Raw genomic sequence first — 16,097 nt, 5'->3', positions numbered from 1 at the left:
GCGGTGGGAGGTTCCGGGGCCGGCGCACGGCCGCCCGCCGGTCCGCCCCGGACGCTTCCCCCATCGATGTGCCGTGCCGCGTTCTCGCCGGGGGCTGCCGTTGCGCGGGGCCATCGCCGGGTGGAAGGCTGGATGTGGCACCGGTACGGGGGCCGTGCCGCAGCCATCCGGTCCGGAAGGACGTGGTCGGCACCCATGGTCCCCCTGTCCGCCGTTCCCACGGCGGCACCCGGTTCCGCCCCAGCATCTGGAGGTACCCGTGGACAGCACCGACGGTTGGGGAGACGAGGTCTACCAGCCCGACGGTTCCGAGGTGCAGGACGACGCGGGGCTGCTCGACGCCGAGGACACTCTGCTCTCCGACGGGGTCGGCGACCCGCTCGACCGGGGCTGGTCGCCGCCGGAACGGCCCTGGGCGGTCGAGCACGAGGGCGTGACCGCGGCCGAGGGACACCTCGGCGAAACCCTGGACCAGCGCCTGGCAGAGGAGCTCCCGGACATCACGGCCCCGGACGGCGACGACATCGGGGACCGGTCGGACGGGGACGGTGAGCCCCTGGACAACGAGGTGGGCGATGCCCGCTCCGGACGTCTCGTCGCCCCCGACGAAGGGGCGCACGACGACGAGGAGAACGGGCTGATCGCCACCGACGTCGGCATCGACGGTGCGGCGGCCTCGGCCGAGGAGGCGGCCGTGCACATCGTCGACGAGGACATCGTGTCCCGCTGAGTCGGCGGGGGCGCCCTGCCGAGCCGGTGCCGCCTCGGTCCGGCACATGCCGGGACCAGTCGTGCGAAGGGCGACGACGGTCCCGACGAACGCGGTGACGGTCCCGACGGCCGGGGCCGGAGCAGCACCCCATGGCCGCCCTCCCGCGCCACTCAGACGACGTTCAGCGCCACCACGGCGCCCACCCCGCCGATCAGCATGAAGGCCGGCATCAGCACCTTCAGCTCGACCCAGCTTCCGGCCCGGAACCGCATGCCCTTGGGCGTGCCCACCGGGTACCAGCGCCTGCGGCCCAACGGTATGGGCCACAGGATGGGGCAGCCCGAGACGGTCAGCGCGTCGCCGAGGCAGTGCATCAGGGCGCCCAGGATGATCGGCAGCCCGAGCCACAGATACTCCAGGCCGGGCGAGGAGAACAGCCAGTCCGCACCCTTGCCCGGTTCGTCGAGTATGCCGGCGAGGATCCAGGCGCTCGTCGCCGCGAGCAGCCACACCAGCACATCGCTGCTCGAACCGCGCGCCGCCCGCCACAGCAGCCCCTCGATCGCCAGCACCATGTGCACGAAGAGGATGGCCAGCACCGCCCAGCGGCCGCCGGCGATGGCCAGCACCGAGGTGCCCGCACCGATCAGCACCGCCCACAGCCAGGTGTGCGTCAGCGTACGGTGACCGCCGGAGCGGCGCGGGTCGCCCGGCATCCTGGTCGCCTTGTAGGCGGCGTAGGACAGTTTGTCGACGATCTCGCACAGGCCGTGGGAAATGGGCCCGAAGGCCCGTGAGATGGTGGCCGCCTTGTGGTCGAGGTCCGGCGCCAGCGCGGCACCCGCGCAGATCAGTGCGCCGACCAGGACGACCGGCCAGGGCATCGGGTGCCCCGTCAAGGCGGCCACCGCCCCCACCCCGAGCCAGGCCGTGGCCCCCGACAGCGAGTGCGCTGGTCCCATCATGACCGCTTTCCGCCCCATTCCTCTTGTCGTGCCGCCCAGTTGTCCCGGTGCGATGACAGTTCGTCGGCGCCACAGCGTAGCGTTCGTGATCTTCCGATCGGCAGCCGATTCCCCCATCGGGTGTCCGGGCAGGCAAGATGGGGACGTGACCCTCATCGATCAGCTCCCGCGGACCGCAGACCCCGACGCCCTGTACGAAGCCTTCGAGGCGTGGGCCGGGGAGCGCGGCCTCACGCTCTATCCGCACCAGGAGGAGGCGCTGATCGAGGCGGTCTCGGGGGCGAACGTGATCGTGTCGACCCCCACCGGATCCGGGAAGAGCATGATCGCCGCGGGCGCGCACTTCGCGGCCCTCGCCCGGGACGAGGTCACCTTCTACACCGCGCCGATCAAGGCGCTGGTCTCGGAGAAGTTCTTCGAGCTGTGCAAGCTCTTCGGCACCGAGAACGTGGGCATGCTCACCGGGGACGCCTCGGTCAACGCCGACGCTCCCGTGATCTGCTGCACGGCCGAGGTCCTGGCGTCCATCGCGCTGCGCGACGGCCGGCAGGCCGATGTCGGCCAGGTCGTGATGGACGAGTTCCACTTCTACGCCGAGGGCGACCGCGGCTGGGCGTGGCAGATCCCGCTCCTGGAGTTGCCGCAGGCGCAGTTCATCCTGATGTCGGCGACTCTCGGCGATGTCTCGATGTTCGAGCAGGATCTGACCCGCCGCACCGGCCGCCCGACCGCGGTGGTGCGCTCGGCCACCCGTCCGGTGCCGCTCTCGTACGAGTATCGGCTCACCCCGCTCACCGAGACGCTCACCGATCTCCTGGAGACCCGGCAGGCCCCCGTCTACATCGTCCATTTCACCCAGGCGCAGGCCGTGGAGCGGGCTCAGGCGCTGATGAGCATCAATATGTGCTCGCGCGAGGAGAAGGACGAGATCGCCGCGCTGATCGGCAACTTCCGCTTCACCACCAAGTTCGGCCGCAACCTCTCCCGTTACGTACGGCACGGCATCGGCGTCCACCACGCCGGCATGCTGCCCAAGTACCGCCGCCTGGTGGAGAAACTGGCCCAGGCCGGTCTGCTGAAGGTGATCTGCGGCACGGACACCCTGGGGGTCGGCGTCAACGTCCCCATCCGCACCGTGCTGTTCACGGCGCTGACCAAGTACGACGGGAGCCGGGTGCGCACCCTGCGCGCCCGTGAGTTCCATCAGATCGCGGGCCGCGCCGGGCGCGCGGGCTTCGACACGGCGGGCCTGGTCGTGGCGCAGGCGCCGGAGCATGTCATCGAGAACGAGAAGGCGCTCGCCAAGGCCGGCGAGGATCCGAAGAAGCGCCGCAAGGTGGTACGCAAGAAGGCCCCCGAGGGCTTCGTCGGCTGGACGGAGAACACCTTCGAGAAGCTGATCGCCGCCGACCCGGAGCCGCTCACCTCCCGCTTCCGGGTCACCCACACGATGCTGCTGTCGGTGATCGCCCGGCCGGGCAACGCCTTCGAGGCGATGCGGCATCTGCTGGAGGACAATCACGAACCGCGCAGGCAGCAGCTGCGGCACATCCGGCGTGCGATCGCGATCTACCGCTCGCTGCTGGACGGCGGCATCGTCGAGAAGCTCGACGAGCCGGACGCCACCGGTCGGATCGTGCGCCTCACGGTCGACCTGCAGCAGGACTTCGCGCTCACCCAGCCGCTGTCGACGTTCGCGCTGGCCGCGTTCGAACTCCTCGACCCGGAGTCCCCGTCCTACGCCCTCGACATGGTGTCCGTCATCGAGTCCACGCTGGACGACCCGCGGCAGATCCTGGTGGCCCAGCAGAACAAGGCGCGCGGTGAGGCCGTGGCCGCGATGAAGGCCGACGGGGTCGAGTACGAGGAGCGCATGGAGCGGCTCCAGGACGTCACGTACCCCAAGCCGCTGGAGGAGCTGCTCTTCCAGGCCTACAACACGTACCGCAAGAGCCATCCGTGGGTCGGCGACCATCCGCTGTCGCCGAAGTCGGTGATCCGCGACATGTACGAGCGGGCGATGTCCTTCACCGAGCTGGTCTCCTTCTACGAGCTCGCCCGCACCGAGGGCATCGTGCTGCGCTACCTGGCCGGCGCCTACAAGGCCCTCGACCACACCGTGCCGGACGATCTGAAGTCGGACGACCTGGAGGATCTGATCGCCTGGCTCGGCGAGATGGTGCGCCAGGTCGACTCCAGCCTGCTGGACGAGTGGGAACAGCTGGCGAATCCGGAGGAGGTCACGGCCGAGGAGGCGCAGGAGAAGGCCGACCAGGTCAAGCCGATCACCACGAACCCGCGCGCCTTCCGCGTGCTGGTCCGCAACTCCCTGTTCCGCCGTGTGGAGCTGGCCGCGCTCGATCAGATCGAGGAACTCGGCGAGATGGACGCGGAGTCCGGCTGGGACGCCGAGGCGTGGGGCGCGGCCATGGACAGCTACTGGGACGAGTACGACGATCTCGGCACCGGCCCCGACGCCCGCGGCCCCAAGCTGCTGATGATCACCGAGGAGCCGGAGAACGGGTTGTGGCGCGTGCGGCAGACCTTCGCCGATCCGAACGGCGACCACGACTGGGGCATCAGCGCGGAGATCGACCTCGCGGCCTCCGACGCGGAGGGCCGTGCGGTCGTCCGGGTCACGGGCGTCGGCCAGCTGTGAACACAGGAGAGACCCACCCATGACGAACCCGGCCGAGAGGCTTGTCGACCTGCTCGACCTGGAGCAGATCGAGGTCAACATATTCCGTGGCCGCAGCCCGCAGGAGTCCCTGCAGCGGGTCTTCGGCGGCCAGGTGGCCGGCCAGGCCCTGGTCGCCGCCGGCCGCACCACGGACGGCGAACGGCCGGTGCACTCGCTGCACGCGTACTTTCTGCGCCCGGGCATCCCGGGCGTGCCCATCGTGTACCAGGTCGAGCGTGTCCGGGACGGGAGGTCCTTCACGACCCGCCGGGTCACAGCTGTGCAGCAGGGCCGCACGATCTTCAATCTGACCGCCTCCTTCCACAAGGCCGAAGAGGGGGACTTCGAGCACCAATTGCCGCCGGCCCGCACGGTGCCGGACCCGGAGTCGCTGCCGACGGTGGCACAGGAAGTCAGGGAGCATCTCGGCGAACTGCCCGAGGCACTGGAGCGGATGGCCCGACGCCAGCCCTTCGACATCCGCTACGCGGACCGGCTGCGCTGGAGCGACGAGGAGATCAAGGCCGCGGAACCACGCAGCGCCGTCTGGATGCGTGCCGTGGGCCCGCTCGGGGACGACCCGCTGGTCCACACCTGCGCGCTCACCTACGCCAGCGACATGACGCTCCTGGACGCCGTCCGCATCCCCGTCGAACCGCTGTGGGGGCGACGTGGCTTCGACATGGCGTCGCTGGATCACGCGATGTGGTTCCACCGGCCCTTCCGCGCGGACGAGTGGTTCCTGTACGACCAGGAGTCCCCGATCGCGGTGGGGGGACGCGGCCTCGCCCGGGGCTGCATCTACGATCTCCGGGGCCGGCTGCTGGTCTCGGTCGTCCAGGAGGGCCTGTTCCGCAGACTCGACGGATGACGGCGCGCCTCTGCGAAGCCCGGCCCTCCTGACCGGTGCCGGGCCCGCGCGTCCGGCGCCACCGCACCCACGCTTCTGCGCCGGGGCCGTCCGGATCTGCCCCGTGGCCCCATGGGCTCGCGGCCGGACTGGGCCTCCCTGCCGATCGGGGTCCCGGGCCGCCAGAGGTCAGGGACCCTGTGCACGGCCCGGCTCCCGGCCGGCCGCGGTCGCCGCGACCGGGCGGCCGCGGCACCGCAGGTGCTCTTGTCGACGGTGGACGTGACAGTGCGTCCGGACATGGTGTGTCTCCCCCGTGTCGCTGACGGGCACCGTGTGAACCCGCCTGGAAAGAACCGTAGCCCGGTCGCCGGATTCCCGTTTCTGCCTGTGGACAACTCACCACATCGCGCTCTTGCGCAGGTCAGAGGCAGAAACGTGACGGTGCTTCAGGGGACGACGGGGCCCCGGTCACAGCGCGGCCGTCGCGGAGGACCCTCCGGTCAGAGGTCCGTCCGCGGTGTGCTTTCCCGTTCCCGTGATTCCACGGCGAGGTGCTCCCCGACCCGATTCACCAGCAGCGTCATCTCGTAGGCGATCTGGCCGATGTCGGCCTCGGCGGCGCTGAGCACGCACAGACAGCTTCCCGCGCCGGCCGCGGTGACGAACAGGATCGCGTCATCGAATTCGATCATGGTCTGGCGCACCCGTCCCGCACCGAAATGACGGCCCGAGCCCTTGGCCAGGCTGTGCAGCCCGGACGAGACCGCGGCGAGATGCTCGGCGTCCTCGCGCCGCAGCCCCGTGCTCGCGCCGGTCACCAACCCGTCGCTGGACAGCACCAGCGCGTGCCGTATGTGGTCGATGCGCTCGGCCAGATCGTCCAGTAGCCAGCCGAGTTCCGTGTTCTGCGCCATGGCTCTCTCCCCGTAGCCTCGCTCCCCCTGGCCGGAGGATCCGATCAGCCAGCCTTCCCCACTGCCGTCGTCCGAGCAAGCACGATGGGGCCATGGCACAGAAGATGGCTGACGACGAGTGGCGTTCCTTCGTCCTGCACGGCACCCGCACCGGAAAACTCTCCACGGTCAGCGCCGACGGCAGTCCCCATGTGGCGCCGATCTGGTTCCTGCTGGACGGTGACGAGGTGGTCTTCAACACCGGGAAGGAGACGGTGAAGGGAAGAAACCTGGCCCGGGACGGCCGGGCCGCCCTGTGCGTGGACGACGACCGTCCGCCCTACGGCTTCGTGGTAATGCGGGGGCGGGCGGAGTTGTCGGAGGACCTCAGCGAGCTACGGCACTGGGCGACCCGGATCGGCGGTCGCTATATGGGCGAGGAGCGGGCGGAGGAGTTCGGCGCGCGCAACGGGGTCCCGGGGGAACTTCTGGTCCGGCTGCGGATCGACAAGGTGCTGGCGTACTCGGAGGTCGCCGGGTAGCGCACGGCCGGTCGAGTCGGGTGTGCGGGACCGTGCGTACCACCCCGCACACCCGACGGAACGGCTCAGTGCGTCGGCATGCCGCCTGTGCGATCGAGGGCGTCGTCGGCCCCGCTGCCGCGCCCCTGCCGCGCGGCGTTCACGGAAGTGCGGAATCATGCGGCACATGAGTGACGACCCCACCCATGTCCGGGAGTTCTTCGGTGCGCGCGCGGCCGGCTGGGACACGAAGTTCCCCCACGACGGCCCGGCCTACGCCGCCGCGGTCCGTGATCTCGGGCTGCGCGAGGGCGACCGTGTGCTGGACGCGGGCTGCGGCACGGGCCGGGCGCTCATTCCGCTACGCAAGGCCGTGGGCGCCTCCGGAGTGGTCCTGGGGACCGATCTGACCCCGGCGATGCTGGAGGCTGCGCGGCGGGCCGGGCGGGACCGCGACGGCCGGCTGCTGCTCGCCGATGTGACCGCGCTCCCCCTGCGCACGGAGTCCCTCGACGCGGTGTTCGCGGCGGGGCTGATCTCCCATCTCCCGCACCCGGCGGACAACCTGCGGGAGTTGGCACGCGTGGTGCGGCCCGGCGGTCTGCTCGCGCTGTTCCATCCGATCGGCCGGGCAGCGCTCGCGGCCCGCCAGGGCCGGCAGATCACCCCGGACGACCTGCGGGCCGAGCCCCGGATCGGCCCGCTGCTGGCCACGTCCGGCTGGCGGATGACGTCGTACGTCGACGAGGACGGCCGCTTCCTCGTTCTGGCGGTCCGTGAGGGCTGAGCCTCAGTCGCCGCGCCCCACCTCGGCCACCAGTGTGTCGGGGGCGTCGAACATGATGTTGTGCCCCGCACCGGGCACGGTCACCACGCACGCGCCCGCGGCCTCCAGACTCTCGCTGCCGCTCAGCTTTCCTCCGAGCTCGCCCTGGCAGTGGAGGTCCCCGACGGCCGGACGGGACAGCCCCTCACACCGGGAACGGGGCGGGTGCCCAGGTCGGCGATGCGGTAGCCGTTCGGATAGCTCTTGATCTCCCAGTTCTGCCGCGCGAAGTGGGGAGCGCGGCGCGGCGGCATGAGGCGGACCAGACGGCCGCGGGCGCGGACCGCCCGGCGCACCAGCGTGCGTGCGGTGTCGCTCGGGGGCTCGTAACGGAAGGCCTTGAGGAGCGGGTCGTCAAGGAGGGAGAGCGTCGTCAGGCGCAGCAGCGGGGCCAGCGGTCGCGGATACCAGGAGGCCATCAGTCCCAGGGTGGCGTCCGACACCCGGCAGGCACCCGGGTCCCAGGCGAAATGGGACTCCTCATAGGTGTCGAGGCAGTCCTCGAACTCCTCGTACGTCTCCGGGACGTCCTTGATGCCCATGTGCCGCCCGAGGGTGCGGTAGTACACGGCGGAGGCGACGGTCTCATGGCGGGACAGCCGACGCCAGCCGTAGGCGTCGATCCACCGTTTCGGCATCACCACAAAGGTGCACAGCACATACCGCATGTCGTCGTCGCCGATGTCGTAGCTGCGGTGCATCTGGTTGATGCGACGGATCGCGGTGCGGCCCTCGTCGCTGTCGAAGCCGTGCTCCACCACGGTGTCGAGGAGCAGCGTGGTGTCGTCATAGCGTCTCTGCGTACGGTCCGTGAGTTCCGCGGTCCCCGCGAGCAGCCGGCCGATGCTCGGGACGGCGTAGGTGCGGTAGAGGGCCAGTTCCAGGGCGCGTGTGTAGTCCCAGGGGAACTCGTACGCGCTGCTGAGCCGGTAGATCTCCAGCGCGTCCCTGGCGGGGTCCAGGCGCCGGATCTGTTCCAGCCGTTCGAACCGCCTCATGTGCCGTCCCCCTTCTCCGCCGAAACCTCGACCCTACGTCGAGAGACGGTCGACGCAGGGTTGCGGCACTCTCCCCGTGGGAAATGGCCCGTCATGTTCGATTCGATACGTAAAACGTTCGGCACCTTCGTCAAAAACCTCCGTCCGGAGGCCGCCGCGGGCGGGGAGAAACGCTCGCACAACCTGTTCGAGGCGGCCGCCGCCTATACGTCGGCATCCGCCGAGGACGACCAGGACCGGATGGACGAGGCGGCGGGATGGGTGTCCCCCGAGGCCCTGTCGTTCGGCATGAGCGAGCTGGCCCGGCGGGCCGTGGTCACCCTGGCGCGGGAGCGCGGCGAGTCGCCTCAGGCCGTCGCACGCGCGCTCCTGGGCCTGCCCGCCTCCTGATCGGGCGCGCCCTCGGCCGTACCGCCCCGCCTGTCTGTCCCGCTCGTCCGTCCGGGGCGTCCCTTCCCGCCGGACGGACAGCGGGAACGCGAGGGGCGCCGCCCGCGGACCGTACCGTCTGCGGGCCTACGGGCGGCGATGCGGTCGGCTCCTGCGCGCCGACGGGTGGCGCGGCCGGGCGTCAGGCCCTCAGCGGTCGAGCTCCTTGCGTGCGACCCGGCGCAGCCGGCGCCGCTGGGAGGGGTCCAGGGTGAGGTATGCCGCCGCCGGGACCCCCAGCACGATCAGAACCACGGCCCACCAGGGCAGCCAGATCCACAGGATGAGTCCGACCAGCACTCCCCCGGCGGCGATCTTCGCGTTCTTCGACATATGTCGCCTCCTTCGCGGCCACGGCCGCTCGCGGGCCTCGGCGGCACCGCTCTCTGTCCTGAGAACGGGTGCGTGCGGCGCGCGGTTCCGGTCCTGACCCCTGAGAGAACCCTGAGCCGTGTCCCCCAGTCGTCCCTGAGAAGAGACACTGGGCAGGCCGGTCATGGCGCGGCCCCCGCGCGGGAGGTGCACGGACTCATGGCGGAGAGCACATGAGTCCGTAACGTCCGTGCGGGGGCCGCCGTTCGGTGAAGGACCGCAGCGATCAGCCGCGTGCGCCCAGCAGATGGTCCATGGCGAGCTGGTCCAGGCGCTCGAACGCCATGCCGCGGGCAGCGGCCGCGTCCACGTCGAACTCCTCGAACGCGCTGCGGTCCGCGAGCAGCGCCTCCAGCCCGTCCGCGGCGGTCGGCTGGGCCAGCTCGTCCAGACGGGAGGCGCGGAGGGCCTCCTGGACCTCCGGGTCCGCGCGGAAGGCCGCGGCACGCTCCTTCAGGATCAGGTAGTTGCGCATGCAGCCCGCGGCCGAGGCCCACACGCCGTCGAGGTCCTCGGTCCGCGGCGGCTTGAAGTCGAAGTGGCGCGGACCGCTGTAACCGGCGCTCTCCAGGAGGTCCACGAGCCAGAAGGCGGCCCGCAGATCGCCCGCCCCGAAGCGCAGGTCCTGGTCGTACTTGATGCCGGACTGGCCGTTGAGGTCGATGTGGAAGAGCTTGTCCGCCCACAGGGCCTGCGCGATGCCGTGCGGGAAGTTGAGGCCGGCCATCTGCTCGTGGCCCACCTCCGGGTTGACGCCGTACAGCTCCGGGCGCTCCAGCTTCTCGATGAACGCCAGGGCGTGGCCGACGGTGGGCAGCAGGATGTCGCCGCGCGGCTCGTTCGGCTTGGGCTCGATCGCGAAGCGCAGGTCGTAGCCCTGGGAGGTGACGTACTCACCGAGCAGGTCGAAGGCCTCCTTCATACGGTCGAGGGCGACTCGCACGTCCTTGGCACCACCGGACTCGGCGCCCTCACGGCCGCCCCAGGCGACATACGTCTTCGCGCCCAGTTCCGCGGCCAGGTCGATGTTGCGGATGGTCTTGCGCAGGGCGTAGCGGCGCACGTCCCGGTCGTTCGCGGTGAACCCGCCGTCCTTGAAGACGGGGTGCGTGAACAGGTTGGTGGTGGCCATCGGCACGGTCATGCCGGTCGCGTCGAGGGCCTGCCGGAAGCGCTTGATGTGCCCCTCGCGCTCGCTGTCCGACGATCCGAAGGGAATCAGGTCGTCGTCGTGGAAGGTCACCCCGTGGGCCCCGAGCTCGGCGAGGCGCTGCACGGTCTCCACCGGGTCCAGGGCTCGCCGGGTGGCGTCGCCGAACGGGTCCCGTCCCTGCCAGCCGACGGTCCACAGGCCGAAGGTGAACCTGTCCTCGGGGGTGGGCTGGTAGCTCATGCCACGGCTCCTTGCTCGCTGAAGACTATTTCGTCATGGCGCTTAACAAATTAGTATGCGAAGGCATCTCTGGGAAGAGACGATGTGTCCCCGCACGGAGACTTCGTACGGTGACGACGCGTGCACGCCGGTCCTGCCCGGTCCGCGGCACGCCCCACAGGCCGGATCCGCGAGCCGCGGAAGAGGGAGAGCCCGATGTCAGCAGCCGAGGGTCCGCTCGTCGTCGGGGTGGACTCGTCCACCCAGTCCACCAAGGCCCTGGTCGTCGACGTGGCGACCGGACAGGTGGTGGCGAGCGGCCAGGCGCCGCACACCGTGTCCTCGGGCGAGGGCCGCGAGAGCGACCCCCGCCAGTGGTGGGACGCCCTGTGCGAGGCCCTGCGCCAGTGTGGTGAGGCGGCCCACGAGGCCGCCGCGGTGTCGATCGGCGGCCAGCAGCACGGCCTGGTCACCCTGGACGCGAACGGCGACCCGGTGCGCCCGGCGCTGCTGTGGAACGATGTGCGCTCGGCGCCGCAGGCCCGCCGGCTGGTGGAGGAGCTCGGCGGTCCCAAGGCCTGGGCGGACCGTACGGGAAGCGTCCCCGGCCCGTCCTTCACGGTCACCAAGTGGGCCTGGCTGGCCGAGAACGAGCCGGAGGCCGTGCACGCCACCGCGGCCGTCCGCCTGCCCCACGACTATCTGACGGAACGCCTCACCGGGGAGGGCACGACCGACCGTGGCGACGCCTCCGGCACCGGATGGTGGGCGTCCACGACGGAGTCGTACGACGAGGAAACCCTCGCGCACGTGGGCCTCGACCCGGCGCTGCTGCCGCGAGTGGTGCGCCCCGGCGAGGTGGCCGGCACGGTGCACACCCATGATCTGCCGTTCTCCAAGGGCACCCTGGTCGCGCCCGGCACGGGTGACAACGCGGCCGCCGCGATGGGCCTCGGACTGCGCGCCGGCGTTCCGGCCCTGAGCCTGGGCACCTCCGGCACGGTGTACGCGGTCTCGAAGCGGCGCCCCGCCGACCCGACCGGCACGGTGGCGGGCTTCGCGGACGCGCACGGCGACTGGCTGCCCCTGGCCTGCACCCTGAACTGCACCCAGGCCGTCGACCGGATCGCCACCCTGCTGGGCCTGGACCGTGAGGCCGTCGAGCCCACCACGGGGGTGACGCTGCTCCCCTACCTGGACGGCGAGCGCACCCCGGCCCTGCCGCACGCCTCGGGACTGCTGCACGGCCTGCGGCAGGACACCACGGCCGGACAACTGCTGCAGGCGGCGTACGACGGAGCGGTGCACTCCCTGCTCGGCGCGCTCGACCTGGTCCTCGACGCGGACGCGGACCGCTCGGCGCCACTGCTGCTGATCGGCGGCGGCGCACGGGGCAGGGCCTGGCAGGACACCGTGCGGCGGCTCTCCGGGCGCCCCGTCCAGGTGCCCGAGGCCAAGGAACTGGTCGCCCTCGGCGCAGCCGCACAGGCCGCCGGACTGCTGACGGGCGAGGACCCGGCCGCCGTGGCCCGGCGCTGGGACACCGCCCGGGGGCCGGTCCTCGATGCCGTGGAGCGGGACGAGGCGACGCTGACCAGGATCGCCGGGGTACTCTCCGACGCGGCGCCGCTCCTGGAGCGGGAACCGGAACGGCGCTGACGAGATCCGGGGGAGGCATGACCGCACCGCTGCACGAGGCTCATCCGTCCGGGCCCGGCCCTGGGCTGCCCAACACCCAGCAGGGCATGCGCCGGCGCAATCTGGCGCGGGTCATGCACACCGTGAGCGCCGAGGGGCCACTGTCGCGCGCCGCGGTCGCCGCCCGTATCGGGCTGACCCGGGCGGCGGTCTCCACCCTGGTCGACGAGCTGATCCGTGCGGGGCTGCTGGAGGAACTGGGTCCGGAGCGTCCCGGCCGGGTCGGGCGCCCCGGGTCGGCGCTGGCCGTCAGCGGGCGCGGTCCCGCCGGGATCGGCGCCGAGATCGGCGTCGATCACCTCGCGGTGTACGCGGTCGATCTGCGCGGTGCCGTGCGGGCGCGGGCGGTGCGGCAGGGCACCAACCGGGGCCGCCCGCCGCAGCCGGTGCTCGCCGAACTGACCGCTCTGGTGGAGCAGGTCGTGGCGCGGGCGGAACGGGAGGGGCTGCGGCCGACGGGGCTCGCGGTCGCGGTGCCCGGTCTGGTCGCGCGTGACGCCCGAACCGTGGTCCGGGCCCCCAACCTCGACTGGCACGACCTCGACCTGGGGCCGCTGCTGCCCACCGGTCTGCCGCTGACCGTGGACAACGAGGCCAACTTCGGCTCGCTCGCGGAACTCTGGCTCGGCGAGAACACCCCCCGGGATTTCCTGCATGTCTCGGCGGAGATCGGCATCGGCGGCGCGGTGGTCGTGGACGGACGGCTGCTGCGCGGCACGCGTGGGTTCGCGGGAGAGCTGGGACATGTGCCGGTGCGCCCGGAGGGTCCGAGGTGCGCGTGCGGCGGGCGTGGCTGTCTGGAGCAGTACGCCGGTGAGGAGGCGGTGCTGCGGGCGGCGGGGCTGACACCGGGCGAGGACCATGTCGAACTGCTGGCCGAGCGTGCCGCGCAGGGCGACAGGGACGTACGCCGTGCCCTGCGGGGCGCCGGGACCGCGCTCGGTATCGCCTTGACCGGTGCGGTCAATCTGCTGGACCCGGAGACGGTCGTCCTGGGCGGGGCTCTGGTGGCCCTGGCGCCCTGGCTGCTGCCGTCTCTGGAACGGGAGCTGGCACGGCGGACGGCGGGGCCGCCCTGCGCGGTGGCGGTCTCCCGACTGGGCTCCGAGGGACCGCTGCTGGGTGCCGCGCACTCGGTGGTGCGGGCGGTGCTCGACGATCCGGCGACGGTGTCGGTGGCGGGGCAGGCATAGCCGCCGGGGTGGCCGGGGACCGACGGGCCGGGGGTGGCCGGGGACCGGCGGGGAGTGGCCGACGGCGGGGCGTACCGGTGGTGACGGCCGGGAGGACATAACCTGCGGTCCCCCGGCAGTTGTCGGTCCTTCCGGCAGCCGCCGGATCTCGCGTCCGAGCCGCCTGCCCTCGAACGGGTGACGGAGTTGTCCACAATCCCGCGCCTGTCCACCGAAGTCACCGCGCCGTCCTCGCCCAAACTCCCGGCGCCGTACGGTGATTCGCACGACGCGCAGCCGTGGTCCGGTGACCGGGCGCGCGTCGGGCGGCCGCGAAACGGCGGCCGTGCCAGGACATTGAGCACACGAGGAACACGATCGGCACACATCGGCGAACCCGAGCGCGGAGGGCACTCTGGCCATGGAACGAACCTCATCGCAAGAAGCGGGACACCTCACGGGCAGGCGGCGGTTGCTGAAGGGCGCGGCTCTCGCCGTGATTCCCTATGCCCTGCTGCCCTCGGCACCGGCCCGTGCGCGCCCGCGCACCGTGGAGCACCACTGGGCCGACTGGCTGCCGGCGGACCCGTCCAACTACACGGCCTCCCGACGACCGGCGAGCCACCCGCTCGATCGCGTCGTCATCCATGTGACGCAGGCGACCTACACGACCACGCTGGGCATCTTCCGGAACCCACGCAAGGAGGTGTCCGCGCACTATGTGGTCCGGTCGGCGGACGGACATGTCGCGCAGTGCGTCCATGAGCACGACATCGCCTGGCACGCGGGCAACTGGGACTACAACACACGCAGCATCGGCATCGAGCACGAAGGATGGGTGGAGCGGCCCGGGTACTTCACGGACGCCCTCTACGAGGAGTCGGCCAGGCTCACGGCGGGGATCTGCACCAGATACGGCATCCCGAGGGACCGGGAACACATCATCGGACACTACGAGGTCCCCGGCACCGACCACACCGATCCGGGACCGAAGTGGGACTGGAACCGCTATATGCGGCTGGTCAGCCGCGCTTGACCGAGGGCGAGGACCCGAGCCGGCGGAGCGACGCCGATGTCCCGGTCGGCAGGGCGACGGTCCTGACGGTTGTCGTAAGCCACCCCGGGAGTGACGATGGGCCCTAGGTTTGCTGTCCCGGGAGGCCGAAGTGACCGATCCGTGGGTGGCCCTGGAACCGGGGGCCGATCCCGTCGAGCGGGTGCGGCAGCTGCGTCGTGCCCATGAGGTGTTCACCGCGGTGGGCACGGTGGAGCGGCCGGTGCGTCCGGTGGTCGCCGACTCCTGGCGGCGTTCGGCACGGGCGGGTGTCGGTCCGGACGGTACGGCGCGGGTGGAGCTGACGGACGGCGATCTCGGCTCCTATCGGGCGGAGCATCCGCTGGCCCGGGTGATGCCGCTGGTCCGCGAGCTGCTGGGGCCGTTCGCCGCGGACGGCAAGCATCTGCTGGCGGTGTGTGACGCGCAGGGCAGGCTGCTGTGGGTCGAGGGACATCTGGCGACTCGGCGGCGGGCGGACCGGATGAACTTCGTGCCGGGGGCGCGCTGGGCGGAGTCGGCGATCGGCACCAACGCGCCGGGCACGGCCGTCGCCGTCGACCGGCCTGTGCAGGTGTTCGCGGCCGAGCACTTCGCCCTGCGGGTCCAGCGGTGGACGTGCGCGGCGGCACCGGTGCACGATCCGCGCACCGGGCGGGTGCTCGGAGCACTGGACATCACCGGCGGTGATGAACTCGCGCACCCGCACAGTCTGGGGTTCGTCCAGGCCGTGGCACGTGCCGCCGAGTCCCATCTGGCGCTTCTGTCACCGGCGGGGGCCGCGGCGGACACCCTGGAGCTGACCGCGCTGGGCCGCGACGAGGCCTGCCTCCTGGCCCGTGGCCGGAAGATCAGGCTCAGCCGCCGGCACAGCGAGATCCTGGTGCTGTTGGCCCGGCACCCGGAGGGACTGACCGGCGACGAACTGCTGTGCGCACTGTACGAGGACGAGTCGGTCACGCCGGTGACGCTGCGGGCCGAACTGGCACGGCTGCGTCGGATCCTCGGCCCGGGGCTGCTGGCCTCGCGTCCCTACCGGCTCACGGCCGGCGTCGAGTCGGACATCGCGGTCGTGGAGCGACGGCTGGCATCGGGAGCGGTCGCGGAAGCAGCGACCGCATACCGGGGTCCGTTGCTGCCGGGGTCGCAGGCGCCGGCGGTAGCCCGGCTGCGCCGCAGGCTCGACGACGGGCTGCGGGCGGCGCTCATCGCCCGCCGCGACCCCGACCTGCTCGCCCGGTGGGCCTGCGCACCATGGGGCGAGGACGACCTCGACATCTGGCGGGCGCTGGCGACGGTGACGCCGACGGCGGCCGTACGGGCACGTCTGGAGGAACTGGAGACGGAGCTGGCGGCACCGGCGGGCTGGGCACGTCCGGCCGTGTGCTGACGAACGGCACGGCAGAGGCGCCCCCGCACGGCCCTCGGTGAGCTCCCGGCCGCCTCCGGGGCTGCGCCACCCGTTCGGCACGGCCGCGACGCAACGTAGGCGCAACGTCCCGCTTTCTAGCATCGCGTCGAGAGCTGCCCAACGGCGGGCGGCGCTTTCCCG

15 protein-coding genes are annotated in these 16,097 nt (G+C 71.7%); 10 read left to right on the top strand and 5 right to left on the bottom strand.

The features are described from left to right. Nucleotides 1-259: 259 nt before the first annotated feature. Complete coding sequence (locus CP978_RS31130; protein ID WP_043446416.1) at nucleotides 260-730, top strand: DUF5709 domain-containing protein; 471 nt, start codon at nucleotides 260-262, stop codon at nucleotides 728-730. A gap of 152 nt (nucleotides 731-882) precedes the next feature. Here the strand turns inward: CP978_RS31130 and CP978_RS31125 are convergent, their stop codons facing one another. Continuing rightward, nucleotides 883-1,677, bottom strand: a complete 795-nt coding sequence (locus tag CP978_RS31125; protein WP_043446413.1) for a metal-dependent hydrolase — start codon at nucleotides 1,675-1,677, stop codon at nucleotides 883-885. Nucleotides 1,678-1,822: 145 nt separating this feature from the next. Between CP978_RS31125 and CP978_RS31120 the strand changes: the two genes are divergently transcribed. Both CP978_RS31120 and CP978_RS31115 read left to right on the top strand, forming a co-directional pair. After that, nucleotides 1,823-4,336 carry a DEAD/DEAH box helicase gene (locus tag CP978_RS31120; RefSeq protein ID WP_043446410.1) on the top strand — a complete coding sequence of 838 codons (2,514 nt, stop codon included), beginning with the start codon at nucleotides 1,823-1,825 and terminating at the stop codon, nucleotides 4,334-4,336. Nucleotides 4,337-4,355: 19 nt separating this feature from the next. After that, nucleotides 4,356-5,228 carry an acyl-CoA thioesterase gene (locus CP978_RS31115; RefSeq protein ID WP_043446403.1) on the top strand — a complete coding sequence of 291 codons (873 nt, stop codon included), beginning with the start codon at nucleotides 4,356-4,358 and terminating at the stop codon, nucleotides 5,226-5,228. A gap of 482 nt (nucleotides 5,229-5,710) precedes the next feature. Here CP978_RS31115 and CP978_RS31110 read toward each other — a convergent pair whose 3' ends face one another. After that, nucleotides 5,711-6,124, bottom strand: a complete 414-nt coding sequence (locus CP978_RS31110) for a roadblock/LC7 domain-containing protein (RefSeq protein WP_043446400.1) — start codon at nucleotides 6,122-6,124, stop codon at nucleotides 5,711-5,713. Nucleotides 6,125-6,216: 92 nt separating this feature from the next. Here CP978_RS31110 and CP978_RS31105 point away from each other — a divergent pair, with 92 nt between their 5' ends. Both CP978_RS31105 and CP978_RS31100 read left to right on the top strand, forming a co-directional pair. Further along, on the top strand, nucleotides 6,217-6,645 hold the full coding sequence (locus tag CP978_RS31105; RefSeq protein ID WP_043446397.1) for a PPOX class F420-dependent oxidoreductase: 429 nt from the start codon (nucleotides 6,217-6,219) through the stop codon (nucleotides 6,643-6,645). Nucleotides 6,646-6,811: 166 nt separating this feature from the next. After that, nucleotides 6,812-7,411, top strand: a complete 600-nt coding sequence (locus CP978_RS31100; protein WP_043449966.1) for a class I SAM-dependent methyltransferase — start codon at nucleotides 6,812-6,814, stop codon at nucleotides 7,409-7,411. A gap of 122 nt (nucleotides 7,412-7,533) precedes the next feature. Here CP978_RS31100 and CP978_RS31090 read toward each other — a convergent pair whose 3' ends face one another. Beyond that, the gene (locus CP978_RS31090; protein ID WP_043446394.1) at nucleotides 7,534-8,448 is read right to left on the bottom strand and encodes an oxygenase MpaB family protein; all 915 of its coding nucleotides are present in this window, start codon (nucleotides 8,446-8,448) and stop codon (nucleotides 7,534-7,536) included. Nucleotides 8,449-8,541: 93 nt separating this feature from the next. Here CP978_RS31090 and CP978_RS31085 point away from each other — a divergent pair, with 93 nt between their 5' ends. Continuing rightward, entirely contained in the window at nucleotides 8,542-8,838 is a 297-nt protein-coding gene (locus tag CP978_RS31085; protein ID WP_043446391.1) for a hypothetical protein, read from the top strand. A gap of 189 nt (nucleotides 8,839-9,027) precedes the next feature. On the opposite strand, the gene CP978_RS31080 is transcribed toward CP978_RS31085, so the two are convergent. Beyond that, nucleotides 9,028-9,210 (bottom strand): hypothetical protein, encoded by a 183-nt coding sequence (locus CP978_RS31080; protein ID WP_043446386.1) that lies wholly within the window; start codon nucleotides 9,208-9,210, stop codon nucleotides 9,028-9,030. A gap of 265 nt (nucleotides 9,211-9,475) precedes the next feature. After that, the gene (xylA, locus tag CP978_RS31075; RefSeq protein WP_043446384.1) at nucleotides 9,476-10,642 is read right to left on the bottom strand and encodes a xylose isomerase; all 1,167 of its coding nucleotides are present in this window, start codon (nucleotides 10,640-10,642) and stop codon (nucleotides 9,476-9,478) included. Nucleotides 10,643-10,837: 195 nt separating this feature from the next. Between xylA and xylB the strand changes: the two genes are divergently transcribed. The 4 genes from xylB (at nucleotide 10,838) to CP978_RS31055 (ending at nucleotide 15,935) form a co-directional block, all read left to right on the top strand. After that, entirely contained in the window at nucleotides 10,838-12,280 is a 1,443-nt protein-coding gene (gene xylB, locus CP978_RS31070) for a xylulokinase (RefSeq protein WP_043446383.1), read from the top strand. 17 nt (nucleotides 12,281-12,297) lie between these two features. Beyond that, a complete protein-coding gene (locus CP978_RS31065; protein ID WP_043446381.1) occupies nucleotides 12,298-13,512 on the top strand; it encodes an ROK family transcriptional regulator in 1,215 nt (404 codons plus the stop codon). A 400-nt stretch (nucleotides 13,513-13,912) separates the two neighbouring features. Further along, the gene (locus CP978_RS31060) at nucleotides 13,913-14,527 is read left to right on the top strand and encodes an N-acetylmuramoyl-L-alanine amidase (RefSeq protein ID WP_043446379.1); all 615 of its coding nucleotides are present in this window, start codon (nucleotides 13,913-13,915) and stop codon (nucleotides 14,525-14,527) included. 130 nt (nucleotides 14,528-14,657) lie between these two features. Then, nucleotides 14,658-15,935 carry a GAF domain-containing protein gene (locus tag CP978_RS31055; protein ID WP_174498697.1) on the top strand — a complete coding sequence of 426 codons (1,278 nt, stop codon included), beginning with the start codon at nucleotides 14,658-14,660 and terminating at the stop codon, nucleotides 15,933-15,935. Nucleotides 15,936-16,097: the final 162 nt, after the last annotated feature.

This window comes from Streptomyces nodosus (assembly GCF_008704995.1).
Taxonomy (GTDB): domain Bacteria; phylum Actinomycetota; class Actinomycetes; order Streptomycetales; family Streptomycetaceae; genus Streptomyces; species Streptomyces nodosus.
Note: the sequence above shows the minus strand (reverse complement) of the source record. Positions and strands in the feature narration are given on the sequence as shown.

Coding starts and splice junctions, on each gene's coding strand:
- xylB (WP_043446383.1), top strand. CDS start 10,838: ATGTCAGCAGCCGAGGGTCCGCTCGTCGTCGGGGTGGACTCGTCCACC.
- CP978_RS31100 (WP_043449966.1), top strand. CDS start 6,812: ATGAGTGACGACCCCACCCATGTCCGGGAGTTCTTCGGTGCGCGCGCG.
- xylA (WP_043446384.1), bottom strand. CDS start 10,642: ATGAGCTACCAGCCCACCCCCGAGGACAGGTTCACCTTCGGCCTGTGG.
- CP978_RS31090 (WP_043446394.1), bottom strand. CDS start 8,448: ATGAGGCGGTTCGAACGGCTGGAACAGATCCGGCGCCTGGACCCCGCC.
- CP978_RS31125 (WP_043446413.1), bottom strand. CDS start 1,677: ATGATGGGACCAGCGCACTCGCTGTCGGGGGCCACGGCCTGGCTCGGG.
- CP978_RS31060 (WP_043446379.1), top strand. CDS start 13,913: ATGGAACGAACCTCATCGCAAGAAGCGGGACACCTCACGGGCAGGCGG.
- CP978_RS31065 (WP_043446381.1), top strand. CDS start 12,298: ATGACCGCACCGCTGCACGAGGCTCATCCGTCCGGGCCCGGCCCTGGG.
- CP978_RS31085 (WP_043446391.1), top strand. CDS start 8,542: ATGTTCGATTCGATACGTAAAACGTTCGGCACCTTCGTCAAAAACCTC.
- CP978_RS31105 (WP_043446397.1), top strand. CDS start 6,217: ATGGCACAGAAGATGGCTGACGACGAGTGGCGTTCCTTCGTCCTGCAC.
- CP978_RS31110 (WP_043446400.1), bottom strand. CDS start 6,124: ATGGCGCAGAACACGGAACTCGGCTGGCTACTGGACGATCTGGCCGAG.
- CP978_RS31115 (WP_043446403.1), top strand. CDS start 4,356: ATGACGAACCCGGCCGAGAGGCTTGTCGACCTGCTCGACCTGGAGCAG.
- CP978_RS31080 (WP_043446386.1), bottom strand. CDS start 9,210: ATGTCGAAGAACGCGAAGATCGCCGCCGGGGGAGTGCTGGTCGGACTC.